This is a genomic window from Kitasatospora sp. NBC_00374 (genome assembly GCF_041434935.1).
Taxonomy (GTDB): Bacteria; Actinomycetota; Actinomycetes; order Streptomycetales; family Streptomycetaceae; genus Kitasatospora.
This window is the reverse complement of the sequence record NZ_CP107964.1, coordinates 97928-118226: the sequence shown is the minus strand read 5'-3', so window position 1 is coordinate 118226 and position 20299 is coordinate 97928. Positions and strand designations below refer to the sequence as shown.

The 20299-nt window shown below is 70.9% G+C and carries 21 protein-coding genes and 2 pseudogenes; 14 read left to right on the top strand and 9 right to left on the bottom strand.

Annotated features, from left to right (window positions below; translation table 11 throughout):
* Positions 1-80 precede the first annotated feature (80 nt).
* The gene (locus OG871_RS00495; protein ID WP_371493494.1) at positions 81-518 is read left to right on the top strand and encodes a hypothetical protein; all 438 of its coding nucleotides are present in this window, start codon (positions 81-83) and stop codon (positions 516-518) included.
* 698 nt (positions 519-1216) lie between these two features.
* Here OG871_RS00495 and OG871_RS00490 read toward each other — a convergent pair.
* Both OG871_RS00490 and OG871_RS00485 read right to left on the bottom strand, forming a co-directional pair.
* Positions 1217-2452, bottom strand: a complete 1236-nt coding sequence (locus OG871_RS00490; RefSeq protein WP_371493493.1) for a serine hydrolase domain-containing protein — start codon at positions 2450-2452, stop codon at positions 1217-1219.
* A gap of 226 nt (positions 2453-2678) precedes the next feature.
* Positions 2679-3596, bottom strand: a complete 918-nt coding sequence (locus OG871_RS00485) for a LysR family transcriptional regulator (RefSeq protein WP_371493492.1) — start codon at positions 3594-3596, stop codon at positions 2679-2681.
* A 120-nt stretch (positions 3597-3716) separates the two neighbouring features.
* Between OG871_RS00485 and OG871_RS00480 the strand changes: the two genes are divergently transcribed.
* Together OG871_RS00480 and OG871_RS00475 are read left to right on the top strand one after the other, a co-directional pair.
* Positions 3717-4319, top strand: a complete 603-nt coding sequence (locus OG871_RS00480; RefSeq protein WP_371493491.1) for a maleylpyruvate isomerase family mycothiol-dependent enzyme — start codon at positions 3717-3719, stop codon at positions 4317-4319.
* Between the two features lie 38 nt (positions 4320-4357).
* Complete coding sequence (locus OG871_RS00475) at positions 4358-4495, top strand: hypothetical protein (protein ID WP_371493490.1); 138 nt, start codon at positions 4358-4360, stop codon at positions 4493-4495.
* Between the two features lie 97 nt (positions 4496-4592).
* On the opposite strand, the gene tnpA is transcribed toward OG871_RS00475, so the two are convergent.
* Positions 4593-5021 carry an IS200/IS605 family transposase gene (gene tnpA / locus OG871_RS00470; RefSeq protein WP_371493489.1) on the bottom strand — a complete coding sequence of 143 codons (429 nt, stop codon included), beginning with the start codon at positions 5019-5021 and terminating at the stop codon, positions 4593-4595.
* Between the two features lie 50 nt (positions 5022-5071).
* Between tnpA and OG871_RS00465 the strand changes: the two genes are divergently transcribed.
* Together OG871_RS00465 and OG871_RS00460 are read left to right on the top strand one after the other, a co-directional pair.
* On the top strand, positions 5072-6271 hold the full coding sequence (locus tag OG871_RS00465; RefSeq protein ID WP_371493488.1) for an RNA-guided endonuclease InsQ/TnpB family protein: 1200 nt from the start codon (positions 5072-5074) through the stop codon (positions 6269-6271).
* A 45-nt stretch (positions 6272-6316) separates the two neighbouring features.
* Complete coding sequence (locus tag OG871_RS00460; RefSeq protein WP_371493487.1) at positions 6317-6670, top strand: DUF1772 domain-containing protein; 354 nt, start codon at positions 6317-6319, stop codon at positions 6668-6670.
* Positions 6671-6948: 278 nt separating this feature from the next.
* Here the strand turns inward: OG871_RS00460 and OG871_RS00455 are convergent, their stop codons facing one another.
* Both OG871_RS00455 and OG871_RS00450 read right to left on the bottom strand, forming a co-directional pair.
* Entirely contained in the window at positions 6949-7866 is a 918-nt protein-coding gene (locus OG871_RS00455) for a hypothetical protein (protein ID WP_371493485.1), read from the bottom strand.
* A gap of 124 nt (positions 7867-7990) precedes the next feature.
* On the bottom strand, positions 7991-8587 hold the full coding sequence (locus tag OG871_RS00450; RefSeq protein WP_371493484.1) for a TetR-like C-terminal domain-containing protein: 597 nt from the start codon (positions 8585-8587) through the stop codon (positions 7991-7993).
* A gap of 100 nt (positions 8588-8687) precedes the next feature.
* Here OG871_RS00450 and OG871_RS00445 point away from each other — a divergent pair, with 100 nt between their 5' ends.
* Both OG871_RS00445 and OG871_RS00440 read left to right on the top strand, forming a co-directional pair.
* Positions 8688-9908: an alpha/beta fold hydrolase gene (locus tag OG871_RS00445; protein ID WP_371493483.1), complete on the top strand. Its 1221-nt coding sequence runs from the start codon at positions 8688-8690 to the stop codon at positions 9906-9908.
* A gap of 125 nt (positions 9909-10033) precedes the next feature.
* A pseudogene (locus OG871_RS00440) lies at positions 10034-10186 on the top strand (transposase); the annotation flags it as partial.
* A 592-nt stretch (positions 10187-10778) separates the two neighbouring features.
* On the opposite strand, the gene OG871_RS00435 reads toward OG871_RS00440, so the two are convergent.
* Positions 10779-11774, bottom strand: a complete 996-nt coding sequence (locus OG871_RS00435) for a hypothetical protein (RefSeq protein WP_371493482.1) — start codon at positions 11772-11774, stop codon at positions 10779-10781.
* Here OG871_RS00435 and OG871_RS00430 point away from each other — a divergent pair.
* Positions 11773-11967, top strand: coding sequence for a hypothetical protein (locus OG871_RS00430; RefSeq protein WP_371493481.1), 195 nt, complete (start codon positions 11773-11775; stop codon positions 11965-11967). The genes OG871_RS00435 and OG871_RS00430 overlap by 2 nt on opposite strands.
* A 110-nt stretch (positions 11968-12077) precedes the next feature.
* A complete protein-coding gene (locus tag OG871_RS00425) occupies positions 12078-12893 on the top strand; it encodes a hypothetical protein (RefSeq protein ID WP_371493480.1) in 816 nt (271 codons plus the stop codon).
* A 43-nt stretch (positions 12894-12936) separates the two neighbouring features.
* On the opposite strand, the pseudogene OG871_RS00420 reads toward OG871_RS00425, so the two are convergent.
* Positions 12937-13173, bottom strand: a pseudogene (locus OG871_RS00420) (transposase); the annotation flags it as partial.
* 392 nt (positions 13174-13565) lie between these two features.
* Here OG871_RS00420 and rho point away from each other — a divergent pair.
* From rho to OG871_RS00405, 3 genes are all read left to right on the top strand, one after another.
* Positions 13566-15095, top strand: coding sequence for a transcription termination factor Rho (gene rho, locus OG871_RS00415; RefSeq protein ID WP_371493479.1), 1530 nt, complete (start codon positions 13566-13568; stop codon positions 15093-15095).
* Positions 15096-15272: 177 nt separating this feature from the next.
* Positions 15273-15479, top strand: coding sequence for a hypothetical protein (locus OG871_RS00410; protein WP_371493478.1), 207 nt, complete (start codon positions 15273-15275; stop codon positions 15477-15479).
* A 720-nt stretch (positions 15480-16199) separates the two neighbouring features.
* On the top strand, positions 16200-16532 hold the full coding sequence (locus tag OG871_RS00405; RefSeq protein WP_371493476.1) for a hypothetical protein: 333 nt from the start codon (positions 16200-16202) through the stop codon (positions 16530-16532).
* Between the two features lie 325 nt (positions 16533-16857).
* On the opposite strand, the gene OG871_RS00400 is transcribed toward OG871_RS00405, so the two are convergent.
* Positions 16858-17319, bottom strand: coding sequence for a hypothetical protein (locus OG871_RS00400; RefSeq protein WP_371493475.1), 462 nt, complete (start codon positions 17317-17319; stop codon positions 16858-16860).
* A gap of 256 nt (positions 17320-17575) precedes the next feature.
* Positions 17576-18136: a TetR/AcrR family transcriptional regulator C-terminal domain-containing protein gene (locus tag OG871_RS00395; protein WP_371493474.1), complete on the bottom strand. Its 561-nt coding sequence runs from the start codon at positions 18134-18136 to the stop codon at positions 17576-17578.
* A gap of 27 nt (positions 18137-18163) precedes the next feature.
* Between OG871_RS00395 and OG871_RS00390 the strand changes: the two genes are divergently transcribed.
* Both OG871_RS00390 and OG871_RS00385 read left to right on the top strand, forming a co-directional pair.
* Positions 18164-18454, top strand: a complete 291-nt coding sequence (locus OG871_RS00390) for a hypothetical protein (RefSeq protein ID WP_371493473.1) — start codon at positions 18164-18166, stop codon at positions 18452-18454.
* 116 nt (positions 18455-18570) lie between these two features.
* Positions 18571-20127, top strand: a complete 1557-nt coding sequence (locus tag OG871_RS00385; RefSeq protein WP_371493472.1) for a phosphatidylinositol-specific phospholipase C domain-containing protein — start codon at positions 18571-18573, stop codon at positions 20125-20127.
* Positions 20128-20299 lie beyond the last annotated feature (172 nt).

The following is a 20299-nucleotide window of genomic DNA, read 5'->3' as shown; positions in this document are numbered from 1 at the left end:
GCGAGGTCATGAGAAACCTCGTGTGTCGCAGCGCTGCGCGGTGCGCACCGGACACACCGTCGGCCTCGGCGAGGCGCTTGGTGTCGTTGCCTCTCCGGCCGCCCGCTGCGGCCCCGGCCCCGGCCCCGGCCCCGGCGCAGGCGCAGCCCTCGGCCCCCAGCCCGCCCAGGGCCGCCAGCAGCCGCCCTGGCGGCCGCCCCACGCCCGCTCCGGACCCGCCGGCCCACCCAACAACGCCCCGACCCGCCGAACAGGCCGCCGACGCCATCGCCGCGCTGCGCCACATCCGCACCCCGGCCGCCGTCCTGGAGTCCGCACTGCACCTCGCCCAGGCGCTGCTGGACCGGCCCGCCGAAGACCCGCTCCTCCTGGAGGCCGCCGAGGGCCTGGCCGCCGTCATCCCGCAGTACCTCGCCGCCGCCCATACCCCGGCGCCCGGTCGGCCAGCCGAGCCGCGCCGTCGGCTGCAAGCCGCTCCGACGCCGACGACTGGCGGGACCGGCACCCTGCGGGCCTGAGCCCGACTCAGGACGCCGGCGGCCCGCGGCGGGTAGTGTCCCGGGCAGTGTCTGAGCCGCCGTCAAGGCGCGCGTACGGGCCCGGCGAGGCGAAAGAGCCCGCCGGAACTCCCCGGGTGTCTCCCCGGGGCCGTCCCCGGGTGCTGCCCCGGGAGGATCTCGTGCCAACGTTTCGACATTTCCCCAGCTCAGACCCAAGATTCGGCCTGCCCTGGATCGCCGACTACCCTCTCCCTCCCCTTGTTCCCTTGTCTTTGGTGTTGGTGGGTTGGTGGGTGTGGGGGGTAGGTGCGGTCTCGGGTTCGCTCCGGGTCCGGCGGGCCCTGCCTGGACGCTCCCGGGCCGCTGTGGCCCTCCCCGTGGCCGGGTGGCCGCGCGCCTCCCGCAGGTCGGCGCCGACGGGCCAGGGCGGTGGGCGGCGGCTGGGTGTCGGTGGTGTGCGGTAGATCAGGTAGATCAGCACCAGCGACGGCGACGGGGGAGCGGGCGTGACTCCTCCCCCGGCTTTGGCCGGGGGAGGAGTCACCCACCCGTACGTGGCTCTGCACATCAGCTCGTACGCCGACACCAGGTGTGGCAGCGACCCGCCGCCGGCGACGGGCGTGTCGGTGAGGAAGACCTGGTGGCGCATCCCTGTCTGACAATGCGCGCCCGTCGGGAATTGTCAGACAAGGCCTACGGGTGACCCTGCCGGTCGCTCACCCCCGGCCGGCGCAGGTCCCGGCGTCGACGAGGTCCTGCCACGCCTTTCCGCTGGCCGCCGGGTCGGAGGAGCCGTAGAAGTTCACCGACATGGCGAACTGGCGCTGCCCGTCCGCCGCGCCGAACATGCCGGTGTGGTAGCCGGGGATGCCGCCGGTGAGGCCCCAGTACAGCCCGCACGGCGTGTCGTACCGCTGGAGGCCGAGACCGTAGTCCTTGCCGTCGCCCAGGCCGGTGGTCCGCTGCATCTCGGCGAGTTCGGCGGGGCGGAGCAGCTTGCCGCCGAGCAGGGCGGCGATGAACCGGTTGAGGTCGGCGGTGGTGGAGATGCCACCCCCGGCCGGGCCGGCCCAGGAGGGGTTCTCCAGGGTGACGTCGGCCGGCCCGGCGGGCAGCTGGAGGTAGCCGTGGGCGTGCGGGCCTGGGATGAACGGCGAGCTGACGGGCATGGAGGTGTGGGTCAGGCCGAGCGGGCGGACGATCCTGCGGTCCACCTCCTCATTCCAGGTGTGTCCGGTCACCTTCGCGATGATCATCCCGGCCAGGACGTAGTTGGTGTTGGAGTAGTTCCAAGCGGTGCCGGGAGCGGCGAGCGGAGGGAACCTGTTGGCGATGTCGACCAGGTCCTGGGCCCGGTAGTCCTTCCACCGGCCGCGCTCCGCCCAGTCCGGCTTGGTGAAGTCGAACGCCGGGTCATCGGTGTGGTTGGGCAGACCGCTGGTGTGGTTGAGCAGCTGGCGCACCGTGACGGCGGCGCCGTTCGGCACCTCGCCGGGCAGGAAGCGCTCGATCGGATCGTCCAGGCCCAGCCGGTGCTCACCGACGAGCTGGAGGACCACCGTGGACACGAAGGCCTTGGTGACGCTGCCGATGCGGAAGCGGCCGTTCTCGTCGACCGGCGCGCCGGTCGCGACGTCGGAGGTGCCGGCCGCGCCCTTCCAGGTCGGGCGGGAGCCCTCCCGGACGGCGCCCAGCGCGGCCGAGGCGCCGCCCTGCTTCACCATCGCGGCCACCGCGGCGTCCAAGGAACCCCGGTCCACCCGGGGGGCGCTGCTCCCGGCCGTCGGGCTCGGGCCGACGTCGACCGGGGTGCCCTGCGCGGTCGCTGCCGGTGCCGCGGTGGCCAGCAGGCCCGCGCCCGCGAGCGCCGTCACGGCCATCCGGAGTCGCCGACGGCGCTGGCACGTTCCCGGCGTGCCGCGGTCCGACTGCATGCCGCTGTTCCCCGTCATGTGCCCCGCCCTTCCGAACGGGCGGTGCCTTCGGCGTCCGCCCAACTACGTGACACTCTGTCAGTTCGCTCCGGAAGTGGTCCTCCGCCCCAGGTACCGTCCGCACCCGATCCCTGCCGTGGCGTCTCCCCCTGGATGGGTAGGCCTCAGGTCGGGGACGGCCCGCCAGCCATCCGGATTCTGCCGGACGTACGGGGCAGGCAAGATCCGGAAGAGACGTCCTGCCCTACGGCGTGGGTGCCTTCGGCAGGGCGTCGTGCAGCCGGGCGAGGAGCGCCCGGGCCGCCGGGCTTGCGGGCCCGGCGGCCGGCCAGGCGAGGACGATGCGGGCACGGATCCGGGGCTGGACGATCGGCAGGGTGTGCAGGGGGGCGGCCATGCCCGGCGTCTCCTCGTCGATGGGCATGACGGCGACACCCAGGCCCCGGACGGCGAGCTGGGCGAGCACGTGGGGGGCCGCCGCCTCGAAGGCGACCCGGGGCCCGAACCCGGCCTGCGCGCAGGCGCGTTCGAGCGCTGCCCGGACTCCGGTGCCCTGCGGCAGGCAGATCAGCGGGCGGTCCCGCAGATCCGTCAGGGGGACATCGGTGCGGTCGGCGTCGGCGAGGAGCGGATCGCCGACTGCGACGGCGACGCCGAGCGGAGCGTCGATGACCGTCCGGTAGGACAGGCCGGGCGGAGGTTCTTCGCCAGGGGGTCCGAGGAGAGCGATGTCGATCTCACCCGCCAGGAGCGCGGCCTGCATCCGATCCGAGGCGTCCTCGGTCAGTGCGATCTCCAGGCCGGGGTGGGCGTCGTGGAAGTCCGCGAGGAATGAGGCGACGTCGAAGGCGTGCCCGGTGGCGCCGGGAACCAGTCCGAGTGTGACCCGGCCGCGCAGCAGTCCGGCGTGCTCGTCCACCGCGTGCCGCACCGCGTCCGCAGCCGCCAACGCCGCTCGCGCATAGGGCAGGACGGCCCGGCCCACCTCGGTCGGCGTCACCGACCGGCTGGACCGGTCGAGCAGGGTCTGCCCCAACTCCTTCTCGAGCTGGCGGATCTGGGCGCTGAGCCCCGGCTGGGTCAGGTGCAGTCGGGCAGCGGCGCGGGTGAAGCCGCCCTCCTCGACGACGGTGACGAAGTAGCGCAGCTGGCGAAGCTCCATAACTCCTGATTCTAGATCGCAGCACATCCATCTATTGGACATGCGGTTCGGCCGGACCGCAGAGTTGATCACATGGAGAATGCGATATCTCGAAGGCGCAGGAACGCCGAGGTCAGGGCCATGATCGCGGCGGAACGCCAGGATCTGGCCGATCTGCTCGACCGCCTGAGGCCCGCCCAGTGGGACGAGCCGAGCCTCTGCGCGGGATGGCGGGTCCGTGAGGTCGCAGCCCACATGTCGATGGGGTTCCGGCTCTCCCTGCCAGCGACGATGGGCGAGTTGGCCAGGGCCCGGGGAAGCCTGCACCGCATGACCGACCGTGTCGCACGCCGGGACGCGGCTGCCCATTCCGCGGTCGAACTCGCGGCGTTCCTGCGGGAGAACGCTCACCACCCCTGGACTCCGCCGGTCGGTGGACTCCAAGCCGCGCTCGGCCACGACGTGGTGCACGGCCTGGACATCACGATCGCCCTCGGCCTGGACCGGCGTGTCCCCGAGGACCGGCTGCGGGTGCTGCTCGAAGGGATCCGACCCAGCGGTCTGAGGTTCTTCGGCGCCGACGTCGGCGGAGTGCGGCTGTGTGCCGAGGATCTGGACTGGTCGTACGGATCAGGTTCCCCCGTGTACGGCGCCGCCCAGGACCTCCTCCTGCTCGCCTTCGGCCGCAGGCTTCCGCCCGGCCGGCTCCGGGGCGAGGCGAGAAGCCGCTTCACCGCCGTCTGAACGCAGACACCGCTCGCGCCCCCAGGGGAGAGGCATTCATGCGCACCCGACTCCTCCAGGGACTGTCCCTGTTCTCCACCGGCCTGCTTGCCGGCGCCTTCGGCTACGGCGCCGCGAACCTCGTCCCGACCTTCAACGCCGTGCCACTCGAGATGAGACTCGACTTCCATCCTTGATCTTCGCAGGGAATCCCGGCCTTCAGGCCGGGCGGGAATGCGATCCCTGGCACGGAGGCGCGGAGCGCCGGAGGTCTCTGCGCCTCCGTGGTGACGGTCAAACGGGGCGCTTCTGGTTCTCGATGTAGTCCTTGACGATGCTGAGCGGTGCGCCGCCGCAGGACCCCGCGAAGTACGAGGGTGCCCAGAAGACGGACCCCATGCCGATCCGGTTGATGCGCCCGGTGTACTCGGCCCGCAGGTAGCGGGAGCTGACGCCCTTGAGGCTGTTGACCAGCTTGGAGACGGAGACCTTCGGCGGGTAGTGCACCAGGAGGTGGACGTGGTCGCCCTCGCCGTTGAACTCCCGCAGCTCCGCGCCGAAGCCGTCGCACACGTCGCGCATGATCATCTCGCAGCGCGTCAGCATCTCGTCGTTGAAGATCTCACGCCGGTACTTGGTGACAAACACCAAGTGTGCGTGCAGGTTGGAGACGACATGGTTTCCCCGCCGTATATCGGGGTCTGGTTCCCAACGTGGTGACATGGGCCAAGCGTAGTATGATCAATCGTCAGCACCGGGAGGGGGTGGACCGGATGATCCGTGCATACAAGTTCCTCATGCGGCCCACCGTGGGTCAGACACAGGCACTCGCCGAGATGCTGCGGGATCACTGTTCGCTCTACAACGGGGCGTTGCAGGAACGCCGCGACGCCTACCGGCACCCGTCGAAGACGAGCGTCAAGTACGGGATGCAGTCGGCGCAGCTCAAGGACATCCGGGCATTCGACCCGGAGCGTCAGGGCCGGTGGTCGTTCTCCTCCCAGCAGGCGACTCTCCGCCGTCTCGACAAGGCGTTCGCGGCGTTCTTCCGCCGGGTCAAGTCCGGTGAGACGCCCGGCTACCCCCGGTTCCGGGGTGTGAACTGGTTCGACACGGTCGAGTTCCCGAAAGACGGGGACGGCTGCCGGTGGGACTCCACCCCGCACGACCCCGTCACTCGCGTCCGGTTCCAAGGCGTCGGACACGTCAAGGTCAATCAGCACCGGGCCGTGGTCGGCAAGGTCAGAACCGTCAGTGTCAAGCGCGAGGGCCGCAAGTGGTTCGTCGTGCTGACCGCCGAGCAGGACCAGCCCGAGCAGCTGCCCGCGACGGGCAGCGTGGTCGGCATCGACCTGGGCATAGCCAACTTCCTTGCCGACTCCAACGGCGAGTTCGTGCCCAACCCGCGCCACGCCCGCACCGTCGCCGCGAAGATCGAAGCCGCACAGCGGGCCCTTGCCCGGTGCAAGCGGCGCAGCAACCGCCGCCGCAAGGCCGTGGCCAAGGTCGCCGACCTCCACCGCAAGGTCCGCCGCCAACGCCTCGACCACGCCCACAAGACCGCCCTTGGACTGGTCCGCGCGCACGACTTCATCGCGCACGAAGACCTCAAGATCCGCAACATGAGCAAGGCCCCCAAGCCGAAGCCCGACCCCGATCAGCCGGGCGTTTTCCTGCCCAACGGGTCCGCCTCAAAGGCCGGACTCAACCGCAGCATTGCCGACGCCGGATGGGGGGTGTTCCTCGCGGTCCTGCACGCCAAGGCTGAAAGTGCCGGACGGGAATTGATCGCCGTGGACCCCCGCAACACCTCCCGGACCTGCCCCGAATGCGGGCACGTCGCCAAGGAGAACCGGCCCGCACAGGAGAAGTTCCACTGTCAGCGGTGCGGCCACCACGCGCACGCTGACACCGTGGGAGCACTCAATGTTCTACGGGCCGGGCTGGTCCGTCGCGAAGCCGTACCGGCATAGCGAGAAGCCCCCGGCCTCAGCCGGGGGAGGAGTCACGCCGAGCTGATGAAGATGAACGGGATCACGGTGCAGGGTGCCATGGCGGTCTCCGCCCTCAGCTCCCTCGCCCTGGCCGCCCTCACGCGCGGCAGGCCGCGAATCCTCGCGACTGCGGCCGGGTTCCTGACCGTCGCGTCCTTCCTGATCACCCGGTTCGGGAACGTCCCGATCAACGGCCTCATCAAGCAGTGGGCCGCCACCGCAGCACCGGCCGACCATGCGGGCATCCTGCGCCGCTGGGAGCTGTTCAACGACGCCCGTACCCTCGCCGCCGCGGTGGCGTTCGCCCTCCTCACCGTCCTCGCCCTGCGGGAGACGACTCCATCCCCGACGGCAGACAAGCCGCAGGAACCGGCCTGATCTCGCGGCCGGCGCGGCGCTGTCCGTAGGGCGGAGCCGGGGCTCGCTCGGTGCCGGGAACCGGACAGCTGATCGGGCTCCACGCACCGCACAACGAACGTCCTGCGGCAAGCATCCTCACGCTGGCCGCCGTGCTCCGCGTGGAGTCCCTCGCGGCGAGCAGCCGCTCCTCTTACAGGGCGATGACGGGGCAGGGGAGATGGTCGCCGTCCGACGTGCCAGAAGGTCTGATGACGTCTTCCTGTGGTCCGTCTCCCGGTTGCCTGGACGAGGCTGACCTACCCGACCAGGCGGCGGCGCCAGTCCAGGGGGGTGATGGTGATGGCCTGGCCGGGGTCGTGGTCCCAGTCGGTACGCAGGCCGGCTGCTTCGAGGGCGGCCACGACCTCGTGGCCGATGGCTGTGGTGGTTGCGGGCGAGCCGTCGAAGCCGCCGTAGAGGAGCGTCAGGCCGTGGCCGGCCGCGGCGGAGTCCGTGCACTGGGTGTGGAAGTAGACGAAGCCGCGGGTGTCGGGGCCGCCTTCGCCGCCGATCTCGGACTGGCCGCAGCTGCGGCAGCAGGCGAAGTGCTCGCGGGCGGTGATACCGGCCTCCTGCAGGGCGGTGAACGCGCGGGTGAGCCGCTCAGGGTCCGTCTCGCCCTGCCAGTCGGCCTGCTCCGCCAGGCGCTCCAGCCACATCCGGTCGGCCAGCACCCGCGCCTGCTCACGCGACACGGGCCGGCGCTCCGCGGTGACCAGGTAGTCCTCGGCGAGCTCCGCCAGAGCGGCGCGGGTGACGTAGCCGCCGGCCAGCGTCTCGCGGAGGCGCTGCTCCAACACCGCGCGGTCGTCGTCGTCCAGGTCGAGCGGCGGTACCTCGGGGGTGGGGCCCAGGTCCAGCAGCGACCAGGCCAGAGTGGTGTCCCAGCCGGGCGTCCGGGCGGCCCAGCCGGTCATTGCCGCGGTCACCGTCTCGGGACTGTCGACCATCACCTGGAAGTGCTGACCGGCGGGGCCGGCGCGGTGCTGCAGCGTGTAGTCCCCGCCGGCCTCGTGCCAGACCTGCGTGAAGACGTCGGGCAGATCGGGTATCCGCTGGACGACCAGGAAGCGGTCCCCGTCACCGCCGATCCGTTGGACCAGCCCGGCCAGTTCCTCGGCGGACACACCGACGTGCCGCTCCCCGTTCTCGGTCTCCACCACGATCTTCAGCATCCGCAGACTCTGACACATCCCCCCGACAGCAGACCTCCCGGGACCGCGACCGCCCAGCGGCCCGCCCCGCCCCGCTTCGGCGTCCGGTCCGGTAAACAACGGCTCCGTCCGCGCCCACGGCGCGTCAGTCGACGGCAGAACCCGCACGTGCGCTGCCGAGCAGTCTGTCGACGAGGAGCTCGGGGTAGCCGGTGGCCGGAGGGTCGATGCCGAAGATCGCCCGCAGGTAGAACGGTGCGATGAGCTGGTCGAGGATCTGCTCCAGGGGTGGTGGGTTCTCGCCCCGGGCCGTGGCCCGCCGGCGGATCTGCTCGATGGAGTGCATCCGGCGCCGGAAGTGCTGCGCACGCTCGTCCTGGGCCTGGGCGCTGTTCGGCATGGACAGGATGACGGCGCGCACGAGGGCGCGCCCTTCGGGTGTGCGGATGCTCGCGACGCTGGCTTCGGCCCAGGCGAGGAGGTCGCCGCGCAGGGTGCCGGTGTCGTTCAGCGGCGAGTCGCGTTCGAGGCGGGTGGTGACCATGTCGGCCAGAAGTGTGTCGAGGCTGCCCCAGCGCCGGTAGACGCTGGTGTGGTTGACGCCGGCGCGTTGCGCGATCGCGGGGATGTTGAGGTCTTCGCCCTCCGGGTCGCAGAGCAGGTCGATGACCGCCTGGTGGACGGCCGCGCGGACCTGTTCGGGGCTCTTGCGGATGCGTGTGGTCGGTTGTTTCGGAGTCACCCCCACATCGTAAGCACAGATGTTTGCTTCGAGTATCCGGAGGGGCTACAGTTCTCGCCGTAAGCACAGATCCGTGCTTAAGGGTCCTGAGGAGTGTCCGATGAAGCAGCTGCTGTTCCCGAACAACATCCAGTTCTGGTACGAGACCCTGCGCTCGATGAGTCACATCGCCTACGGCGGCGCCGACTTCGGCGAGGTCGTCGCCACCGGTGAGCGCATCACCGAGGGTGACTACGCCAGCTGGTACACCGAGTGGCTGGCCACCGCCGACCGGGTGTCCGGCGAGGCCGAGAAGGCACTGGCGGCCGGTCACCGGGTGAGTGCCCGGGACGGGTTCCTGCGGGCGTCGAACTACTACCGGTCGGCCGAGTTCTTCCTGCACGGCCACCCCTGCGACCCGCGTCACGACCACGCCTACGACCGCAGCGTGGCCTGCTTCCGAGCGGCGGCCGCGCTGTTCACCCCGATCATCGAGCCGGTCGAGATCCCGTACGAGGCCACCACCCTGCCGGGCTACCTGTACCGCGTCGACGACTCCGGGACCCCGCGGCCGACGCTGATCATGCACAACGGCTTCGACGGCACCGCGGAGGAGCTGCACTTCTTCGGGGCGATGGCCGGCGTCGAGCGCGGCTACACCGTGCTGGTCTTCGACGGCCCCGGCATGCCCGGGCCGCGCCACCACGAGGGCCTGGTGTTCCGCCCCGACTGGGAGAACGTCATCACCCCCGTCGTGGACTTCGCCGAGACCCTCCCGGACGTCGACAACAACCGCATCGCACTCCTCGGTATCAGCATGGGCGGCGTCCTCGCCCCCAGGGCCGCCGCGTTCGAGCACCGCCTGGCCGCGCTGATCGCCGTCGACGGCCTCTACGACCTCGGCCAGACCTCCGTCCGCAACATCCCCGGCACCCGCGAGGAGGCCGAGCGGCTCCTGCGCGCACAGTCCGCTCCCGAACTCGACGCCGCCCTCGAACAGATCATGGCCAAGGACCCGATCGCCCGCTGGGCGATCAACCACGGCATGTACGTCATGGGCGTCGACACCCCCCGGGCCTTCAACGCCTCCTACCTCGACTACACCCTCGCCGACGGCATCGCCGAACGGATCCAGTGCCCCACCCTGGTCTGCGACGCCGAAGAGGACATGTTCTTCAAGGGCCAGCCCGAACAGCTCTACGACCACCTCACCTGCCCCAAGACCCTGATGGTGTTCACCGCCGAGGAAGGCGCCGGCGCCCACTGCCATCCCGGCGCCATGCGCCTGACCCAGGCCCGCATCTACGACTGGCTCGACGACACCCTCAAGGCGACCGCCTGAGGAGCTGACGACCCGACACCGCGACGGGGCCCCCGGCCGCGGACCATCCGCCGAGCGTCGTTCCCGCCGAGGCACACCGCGCGGTGGACAGCCGGAAGGCCGCCACCCGCAGGTGACGCACTCACCTCGGCCGCCACCGCTGGGTGATCGAGAGGACCGTCGCTTGGCTCGGCGGATTCCGTCGGCGCCACCGCTGATACGAACGCAAAGCCGACCACTTCGCAGCCTTCGCCACCATCGCCGCCACCTTCATCTGCCACCGCAGGCTCACCAAATGAGATGACTTCTAATCAGCACCTCCCGCGCAATGGGGAAGCTCGACGCCGACCAGGAACCGGCAGCGGACACCGCTCAGGCACCCAACTCCTGACCCCTGTAGCCCGTGGCCGCGAAATCCCCCTCGCGGCTACGGCTCTGGTTCGGAAGCTCGCCGACCGCGCCGGTCAGGCCGCCCCGGCCGGACCGGCACGTGTGCCGGGCCCGGCCTGTTCGGTTCACCTGCATGTGCGGCGGCCGACCTGTTTGGCAGATGTGGCCTTCCTCCCGGCGCCAGGAACTGTCTTCTGAGCGGAAGCGGCGGTCTTCTTCGCTGCCGGAGCGGTGGTGGTCCTCTTCGCCGCAGCCGTGCTCCTCCTCGCGGGTGATCCTCCCGGCGTGGAACCGGCCGTCCCGACACGGCAGGCCGCTGCGCCCTGCCAGGTGTCGCGCGCCAGAGGGCTCGCGCGGAAGGCCAGCACCGTCGAAGGGACGGCGCCGGCCTTTCCGCTGCCTGTCGCCCGAGTGTGGCGAGGGCGGTGTGTACGGCGCGGCAGGGTTCCTCGGCGCGCAGCCGGCACGGACATCGGCCCCGGCGCGGTCGGCCGTGGCGGCTCAGGCCGTCGCCGGTGCGCTGACCGGCTTGGCGAACGGCGCGGCGATCAGCGCGGCGATCCGGTGCCGCCGCCACAGCAGCCAGTACAGGCCGGAGACACTCGACCACGGGTACGTGTCACTGAACCCGCCCAACGCGGCGAAGTGCGGTGCGGCCGCAGCGTGCCGGCCCGACAAGGCGAAGGCGGCGGCCAGAGCGGTGTGGGCCTTGATCCAGCTGAAGCCCGGCCGGAAGTCCGGGTGCCACACGGAGGCTGCGGCCGCCTTGGCCAGGGTCTCGCGTACCCCCGGCCGCCCCCAGTAGGTGAGGTCAGCCTTCTCCGCTGCCCACATCCAGTGCTCCAGGTGGGCCTCCACCGTGATCAGGTGCCCGAGCCCGCCGGGGGCGGCTGTGCGCCCGCACTTGCGGGCGAACGCGTGTGCCGCCTCCCAGTTGCCGCCCCACTTCGGGCAGAGCTGCTGCAGGAACTGGCTCTGCGCGCGGTAGTGGCGCGGGTCCACCGCGGCGAGGCTGTCGTAACGGCGGCGTGCCTCGCCCTGGCCGAGTTGCAGCCCGCGGGCGGTCATCAGCTGCAGGTACCAGCCGAGCGTGTGGCCCGGGTCGACGCTCACGGCATCGGCCAGCAGCAGTTCGGCCTGCCGCAGGTGCCCGTGGAACCGGGTGAACTGCTCGCGCGAGACGTACCGGGCCCGTGCGTGGGTCCGGATCCGCCAGCCGGTTGCGATGTGGTGGTGGGCCAGCAGGGACCGTGCCAGCACTTTGTCGGGGCCCTCGCCGGATGCGGCCAGGGCCGCCTCCAGCATGGTGTCGGCGCCCGGACTCTCCGCGACGACCTGGGAGGCGACCGCCGCGTCGTCGCCGTCCAGGCCGGCGAACACCGTGCTGACGGAAGACCAGTTCCCCGCGACGGCGGCCGAGCGCAGCCGGGCGAGCTCGGGGAAGGCGGCGTGCGGGGCGTGGACCGGCCCGGTGAGCAGTGCGGTGATGGAAGGCATGCGCAGGATCGTAGGACCGGTGGTGATCATTCCCCGTGGCTGGCTGCCGGTCGTGCATGCCGGCCGCCTCACCCGGGACTGCCGTCGCCACCTGCGTGCACCGGAGAAGAGCGAACTGTCCGCACCACAGCGCACCTTGGCCGTCGTGCCGATCCGCTTCTGCGCAGTCATCGCCAGGGCGAACGTCGCCTGAGCTTGTGCTTTAAGGCCGGACCGGGCCAGTAGCGACGTGCGGCACCGGGTCGCTAACCGCCCCGAACAAATCCGCTGGCACCGAGACCTTCAGATGACAAGACTGCACTGGTGACGACCCTGCCGCCGTTGCCCGGCCCGTTCCCTCTGCCGGTACAGGACCCGCGTGCCCGCGACGTCGTCCTCGACTATGCGGACATGCACGCCCTGGTGGCCGACCTCGCTCTGCCCAACGGCGCGTCGATGTACGTCATGAGCGCGCTGGAAACGTCCCGCGAGCTCATCCGACACTCCTACTACCGGTACGAGTTCGCCACCGTCGCCGTCACGCATTCCCTGCTCGCCCTGGAGAACGTCCTCGCCGAGCGTCTGGCCATCGACAAGCCACTGCGGCACCTGATCGAGCGGGCCGCCGACGCGGGGCTCATCACGGCAGGCCTCGCCGCCGAACTCGACCGCAGCCGACTGCTGCGAGACAGGCTCACGCAGGGCTCCGTGACAAGTGCCGCTCTCCTACAGGCCCAAGCCGTCGCAATGGTGCGTGCCGTCTTCGATGCCGTCTCCCTGCTCCTTCGCCTACCGTCCGCGGCAGAGACGACAGCCGTCCGCATGAGCGGAGCACAGCCTGAAGACCGACTCGCCCGGTTGTCGGAGGAACATCGGCGCGCTCTGTTCCCCGACGGCTTCCGCGGCGTGGACATTGTGGGCGTGGAGCTGATCCTCTTGGACGCCAACGTCGCCGGCCTCATCCAGAGGGAGCTGAACGGCGGGCTCGACGACAACGGCATCGCCAACCTCTGGTCGTGCATCGCCGACCTCGACAAGATCGTTCCCCTGATCAACTCGGCTTACTGCGCCTCCTACTTCGCGAAACTTCGGACGCTTGCCAAGCTCGCAGCAACACGCTACATCCCCACTGCGACCTGACCCGTGGAGTCGAAATTGCAATCTCCCACGACCCTCGTCGGGATCTGACCCGGTCGCGTTCGATGATGCTCCCGGGGCGTCTGACGATCTTGCCCACGTCGTAGCGGGCGGCGGGCTGCTTGTTCTTCGAGCCGAGTGGTCGGCCTGGGCCCGGCCGGGTCGGTTTCGGCACTCGGGCCGGGCAGGGCAAGGTCGCGCGGAGGTTCCTGAACCCACGGCGGACGCGGGCTGGGGTGAGCCTGTGCGGTTCGGCTGGTCGTTCCCAGGAGCGGCGGACGTCCTCGCCACGGGACGCCGCTCGACCGCACCTGGCGCGCTCGGCAACGGGACGCTACACTGGCGGATGGCCTAACAGGGGTGCTTGCCTGGAGACTCGGCAAGTTCAGCATTCTGCCACCACCTGGCCTCCTTCACGGAACGCCTGACCCATCCCCTCACAGGCCTGACAGGCACGGTCCAGCCACACCGCCGAGCCCGTCCCGCCCAGGCCCCGCCCGATGCCGCCCGGGAACCCCACAGCGGCACAGATCTTGCGAGCGTTCAGGGCCCAGGCCACACAGGGCGGAACTCGCAGCGATCCCCGCCGTGCCCGATCGCGGTCGCGCGTGACACGTGCAGCCTCGGCGGCCGCGTGGACCGAGACAAAACCGCGCAGCCACCGGGCAGACCCGTATGCCGGCACCTCGCCGACCGGGGCACACCGCTCTGAACACCGCTCTGACCAGTGACGGCAGCGCCCATTGGAGGCTGCCGCACCCCTCAACACCACATCAACCGGAGTACCTTCTCGTGACCACAGCAACCGAACCCTCAACCACCCCCCGGACCACCAAGTCCGAGCCGAACGCGACGACCGACCTGGACAGCCTGCTGAAGCCCGACCTCCAGCAACTCGCCTCGACGCTCGGCGTCCCCGGCGCCGCCCGGCTGCGCAAGGGCGAGCTCGTAGAGGCGATCACCATCACGCGCTCCGCCGGCCGTCCGGCAACCGGCCACCGACCAGTCAGCCCCGGTGCTCGACCTACCCCGCCGGCGCAGCGCACCCGCAGCCGGTCGCAGGTGCCCGCCGCTGCGGACGGCGACCTCGTACCGGTCGCCGGCGTCCTGGACATCCGCGACGGCCACACCGTTCTGCGTACCTCCGGATACCTTCCCGGCCCCGCCGACCAGCACGTGTCCACCGCCCAGGTCCGGGCCCTCGGCCTGCGGCCCGGTGACGTCCTGACCGGAGCCACCCGCCCCCACACCACTGCCGATAACCGGCCGTCCTTGGCCCGCATCGACACCGTCAACGGCCGCGCCGCAGGCGAGCCCCAACTCCGGCCCGCATTCACCGAACTGACGCCGCTGTACCCGCAGGAGCGTCTGCACCTCGAAACGGACCCGAAGCACCTGACAGGCCGAGTCATCGACCTCATCGCCCCGATCGGCAAGGGCCAGCGCGGCCTGCTCGTCGCCCCGCCGAAGACCGGCAAGACAATGATCATGCAAGCCGTCGCGGCAGCGGTCACCCGCAACCATCCCGAGGCCCACCTGATGGTCGTCCTGGTCGACGAGCGCCCAGAGGAAGTCACCGACATGCAGCGCTCCGTGAAGGGCGAGGTCATCGCCTCCACGTTCGACCGGCCCGCCCGCGACCACATCGCCATCGTCGAACTCGCCATCGAGCGCGCCAAGCGCCTCGTCGAACTCGGCCACGACGTCGTCGTCCTGCTCGACTCGATCACCCGGCTCGCCCGCGCCTACAACACCGCAGCCCCCGCCACCGGCCGCACCCTCACCGGCGGCCTCGACTCCGCCGCGATCCACCATCCGAAGAAGCTCTTCGGCGCAGCGCGCAACATCGAGAACGGCGGCTCACTGACGATCGTGGCCACCGCCCTCGTGGACACCGGCTCCCGCATGGACGACCTGATCTTCGAGGAGTTCAAGAGCACCGGCAACATGGAGCTGCGACTGGACCGCCGCCTCGCCGACAAGCGCCTCTACCCGGCCGTCGACGTCCGCGCGTCCGGCACCCGCCGCGAGGAACTCCTCCTCGGCCCCGCCCGTACCTCCGCCACCTGGACCCTGCGCCGGGTCCTCAGCGGCCTGGACACCCAGCCTGCCACCGAGCTGCTCCTCGACCGGTTGAAGCGAACCGAAAGCAACTCCGACCTCCTCCGCCAGGTGATCGCCAATTCGCCCGCCCGCGCAGCGTGACCGGTCGGGAAGCCGCCGACCAGAGCGGCCGCGCGGGCAGAGGCCGACCGGGACTGCGGAGGTCACGCCGGGAGCGTGGACCACGAAGCGCTGCACAGCCGACAGGAACCCAACCGGGGCGGGCCCGCTACCGGCGACCACCTGCCAGGCCCCAGCCACGTGGCATCGGGCCTCCTCGTGCGAACTGGTGAGTGCACGGCGCCCGTCGCCGACCGTGTCTCGACCCTGCCCGACGGCCAAGACGGCTACGAGGCGGCCTACCAGGCCCGCCTGGAGGACTTCGCGATCCGCCACCGCGAGCGGCTGCAGCACCTGTTCACCCGATACGGCCCCCAGGGCGAGCCCGGTTCGCCCGGCCGGATCGAGATCCTCGACCCCCCATGAGCCTGCCCCTGTGGGTGTGACCTTATCTCGCGGCATGAGCGTGAATCGGCGTGTTTTCGGGGTTTCCGGCCTCCGCATCCGGATTGGTCCAACCACTGCGAGGGCTGAGCCGCTCCGTGCGGACCGTGTCCGGGGTGTCCGTGCGTTCCGGGTTCGGTGACGCATGGTGGTCGTTCTCCCGGCCGCCGGGGCCCTCTCGGGGCCGCCGGGCGCGGTCCGGTCACCCCGTTGAATTGACGGGTCGTCGTGAATGCCCGCCGTATTCCGCTCCCGAACGCGGCTGCTATTCCTTCGGGAAGAGCCGGTCGGGCGGTCCAGGATTTCCGGTGGATACCTGTCGGGACTCCCGGTCGCGGCCTCGGGGGCGGTGTTGGCGGTGGTCCGTCCCGGGCGACCTCCGCCCGGCCTGGCGCTGCGCCGCCCTGCCCGCAGCTGCGCGCCCGGTCCGCCGCTGGCCTGCCCCGTCCCGGTCTGCCGCCGTCCGCCGTCCGGGCCGCCGGGTGCCGAACTTCGAGTAGATGCTGTACGGCAACGCCGTGCTGCTGTGCGTCTGCCTGCACCGGTGGCGGGCCGTCGGCGATCGACGGCCGTGCCCCGTTCCGCTCCGGCTTGTCCGTCCGCACTCCCGGCAGCTCCTGGCGGGCGGGATGTGCAGAGGGGTTGGAACCGGGAGGGGGGTGGTGCCGTCCTGCGGGTGTGGAAAGACGGTCAATCGGGTGCTTGGCACCGGCGCTGCTGACGGTGTCGGCCGCGCTGATGCTGTCCAGCACGCTCTTCACCGCGGAAGCGGAGGGTCCACTCTTCGCGGGCTTCCACGACAACACCTCCGACGTCGCGGCGCTGCTCCTGGGGTCTGGCGTGCTGCTGCTGTTCGCCGGAACGGCCGTCGGCATACGAGCATCCGGGCGCGGCCGGATCGCAGTCGCCATGGTCGCGGTGACGCTGCTGATGTTCGGCGCGTTCCGGGTGGCGGCGGTAGCGCCGATGCTGAGCTGCGACGGCAGCCGGATCGCCCAGCAGGCGGACGGCTCGTACACCTGCGTGGACGGCTGAGCCACCTTGAGTGCCGGGCGCAGCCCGGCTGCGCCTGCCCGCCGGGATTCCCGGTCGCGGTGTCGGCGGTGTCGCCGGCCCGGTGGTGGCCGTCGTCCCGGCCTGCCGCAGCCGCCGGGCCGGCACCCCACCGCGACTGTCAGGCCCCTGCGGCCTGGCGGGTGCCGGGGTTGTCACACCGTTTCGGTCACTGGGTGTTTGTGCTGGTCGGAGGGTGTGTCAGTGACTGGAGTGACTGAGGTTCGGGGTTGGTGTTGGGACGTCCTCTCTTCGGACTGCTGCGTCCGGCCTCCGTGCCATGTCCGGGGCGGGCGGGGGTGGTTGATCAGGTCGTGTCGTGTTCCTGCTCCTTGTCCTTGGGTCCGGTTTTGGTGTGCTGCGCTTGGAGGAAGGCGTGTCCGGCTTCGTGGAGGGTGTATTTGTGCCTCGGTGTGGGGTTGCCGGTGGGGCCGGCGCTCCAGAGCAGGCGCCCGCTGTCGGCGTCGACCGGGGGCGCGCCAGCGATGCCGGGGCCGCGGGTTGTGGCCGTGACGCGTACGTGGGCGCAGACGATGGACCCCTCGTTCTGGCCGGAGGCCAGGATCAGGCACAGCGGTGGCCGGTGCACGGGATCGTGGATGAGGCCCGCCGCGTGGGTCAGCAGCCGTTCGCGCTCGTCGGGGTCCGCAGGGCGGATGGTCAGCGGCCCGAAGCCTTCGTGCAGGTTCACGGCCAGCACGCCGTCGAACCAGACATCGATCGTCTCCTCGCCTTCGTGCCAGGCGGCGCTGCGCAGCAGCAGCGTCATGTGGCTGACGGTGTAGTGCCACAGGCGGAAGTACCGCTCCATGGGGAAGCTCGTCGACGCGGGTTCCGGGGCTTGATCACTCATCGCCCCATGATCACGGAACGCGTACCGCAAGGACAAGGTGCCGCCGCTCGCCGGCCCTGACCCGCCGCAGCGGCCGTCGTGCCGCCCGCCGCTGCGCCCGAGCCGTGCTGCTGGCCGTGGCCCGGTGGGACAAGCCCCGGTCGCTGCCGGGCTGTCCTGTCTCAGCGAGGTTTCACCAGTCTCGCTGGAGATTGACGACCGCGCTGCTCGTCTCGCCGAAGTTCGACTGGTCGCCCGCGGCGGCGATGAGGGCCGCCAAGCCGTCGAGGTGGCGGTCGAGGCCGAAGGTGAACAGGGATTCGGCGGACAGGTCCAGGCCGGGGTCGGTGCGGGCGGTGGTGAACGCCGGGAAGGTGCCGTCCGACAGCAGCGCGGCCATCCGGGCCTCCTGGACCTGCATCCACTGGTCGCTGGTGACACCGCTGGCGTGACCCGCCTCCTGTTCCGCCGCGAGGTCGACCGCGCAGCCCCGGACGAATCCGAAGAGCGAGACCGCCGCGTGCATGCGGGCGCCGGCGTCGAGGCCGAGGCCCTCCAGTGCCGCCAGGGCCCATTCGATATGGCGCATGCCGTTCGGTGCGAGCAGCGGCCGGGTGAGGTTCATCGTGGCCGCCAGCCAGGGGTGCTCCTGGTAGAGCCGCCACTGCGCCCGGGCCGAGAGGTCCAGGCAGGACCGCCAGTGCGGCGGGGCCGGGGTTGGCAGCTGCGCCTGCGCGTAGGCCGCGTCGACCATCAGCGCGAGGAGCTGGTCCCACGGGCCGTGCCCTCGGCCCCCAGCAGCGCCCCCAGGGCCGCCAGTAGCCGCCCTGGAGCCACCTCGCCGCCGTCCCGGCCCCACCGGCTCACCCCGGACGCCCCACAGCCTGCCCTGCGGCCCGCCGGGCAGGCCGCCGACGCCTTCGCCGCGCTGCGCCACATCCGCGCCCCGGCCGCCGTCCTGGAGAACGCGCTCTACCACGCCCAGGCCCTCGTCGAGCAGCCCCACGCTGGCCCGCTCCTCCTGGAGGCCGCCGAGGGCCTGGGCGCCGTCAGAACCTGCATTCCGGCCTAGCCGCGACCGCTTACCGCCTCCTGAACCGACGTCGAAGTGCGGCCCGTTCTCGTGAACAGAGCTACGCGCCCGGCCTCGGCCGTGCCTGCGGCCTTCCCCTCCCCCGAAAGGTGGCCATGCCCCACACCTCCGCCACGTCCGCCCGCCCGGCCTGCGCCGCTCTGCGGCGCCTGCCCCGCCTGCCCCGCCTGCGCCGCCTGACCCGGACGGCGATGGTGACCGCCGTCGCCACCCTCGCCCTGGCCGTGGCCCCGTTGGCCATACCGCACGCCGCCCTGGCCGAGGGGAAGGACAACCGCGACGCCTTCCAGAACCTCGGTTCGGCCGACCAGCAGGACTGGATGGGCAAGGTGGGGGCGACCACGCCGCTGACGGCGATGTCCATTCCCGGCACCCACGAGACGCTGGCCGTGCACGGGGGTTCCAGCGCCCAGACGCAGCAGGACTTCGGCGACAGCGCGGCGACGCTGTCCGCGCAGTTGGACCGTGGGATCCGCGCGGTCGATATCCGGGTCCGCATCATCAACGACAAGTTCGTGATCCACCACGGCACCTTCTACCAGAACGCCAACTTCGACGACGTCCTGACCAAGGCGAAGGCCTTCCTCTCGGCCCACAAGGGCGAGACCCTCCTGATGCGCCTGCGGGCCGAGTGCGACGGCTCCATCGGCAGCTGCTCGGACGACCATCCGACGGCGAGCCACACGGCCCTCTTCGACGCCTACGCGAAGCAGTACGCGGGCCTGTTCTACAACAACGGCAAGCGCAGCGAACCGCCGACGCTGGGCCAGGCCCGCGGCAAGATCGTGCTGTCCGTCTTCAACGCCGACAACGGAGGCTCCTACGGCCTCAACGGCTTCTCGGACCACACCGAGGACACCTGGAACGCCACCGACGCCCCGGCCAAGTGGAGCCTGGTCAGCAAGAACCTCGCCGCGGCCGGCTCGGCCCCCGCCAACCAGACCTTCGTGACCTACACCTCCGCGTCCCGGGCACCGTTCAACCTCGTCCCCTCCGAGTACGCGGGGGGCTACAGCGTCCTGCGCGGCAAGGACATGGTCTGGGTCGACGGCGTCAACGTGCGGCTGATGAACTACCTCAACAACGACACCGCCAACCGCCGGCTGGGCATCGTCATGATGGACTACCCCGGCTGGGCGCTGGTGCACAACATCATCGCCCGCAACGCCTACTACGACGCCCGGGGCACCAGCCCGGCGATCTGGCTGGTCAAGCCTGACAAGACCTACGTGGACAGCAAGTACGGCCGGTGCATGACCCGCGGGCCCCAGTTCGACAGCTCCGGGCAGGGCGGTGTGGTGCAGCAGCGGGCCTGCCAGAGCAACCCGCCCAGCAGCCAGCAGTGGCAGGCCGCCTATCCGTCCACCTTCGACAGCCTGGGCTACTACTGGATCAAGGCCGCCAACGGCCAGTGCCTGACCGTCCCGTGGAACAACGGGACTCCGCCGTCGGCCGGGATGGAACTGTTCTGGTGGCCCTGTGAGACCCGCTGGATCTCCGACAACCAGATGTGGAACATCATGCCCACCAATCTCGCCAACCAGTCGGCCCTCCGGTTCATCAACAAGTGGACGAACCTGTGCCTGATGGTGGATCCGGCGACCGCCTCGCAGTCGGGCGGCAAGGTCGTCCTGGGCAACTGCCCGGCCTGACCGGACCACCCCGCCACCTGGCCCGACGCTGCACCGCGTCGGGCCGGGCCCGGCCGTTCGAGCCGTACACGGACACGGTTACCCACCTTTCGAGCGAGGGCCGGCAATGAACCGGAATTCGAGCTCGGCGTTGGACGACACGGCTGCACGTCGTCGGCGAACCGCCCGTGGG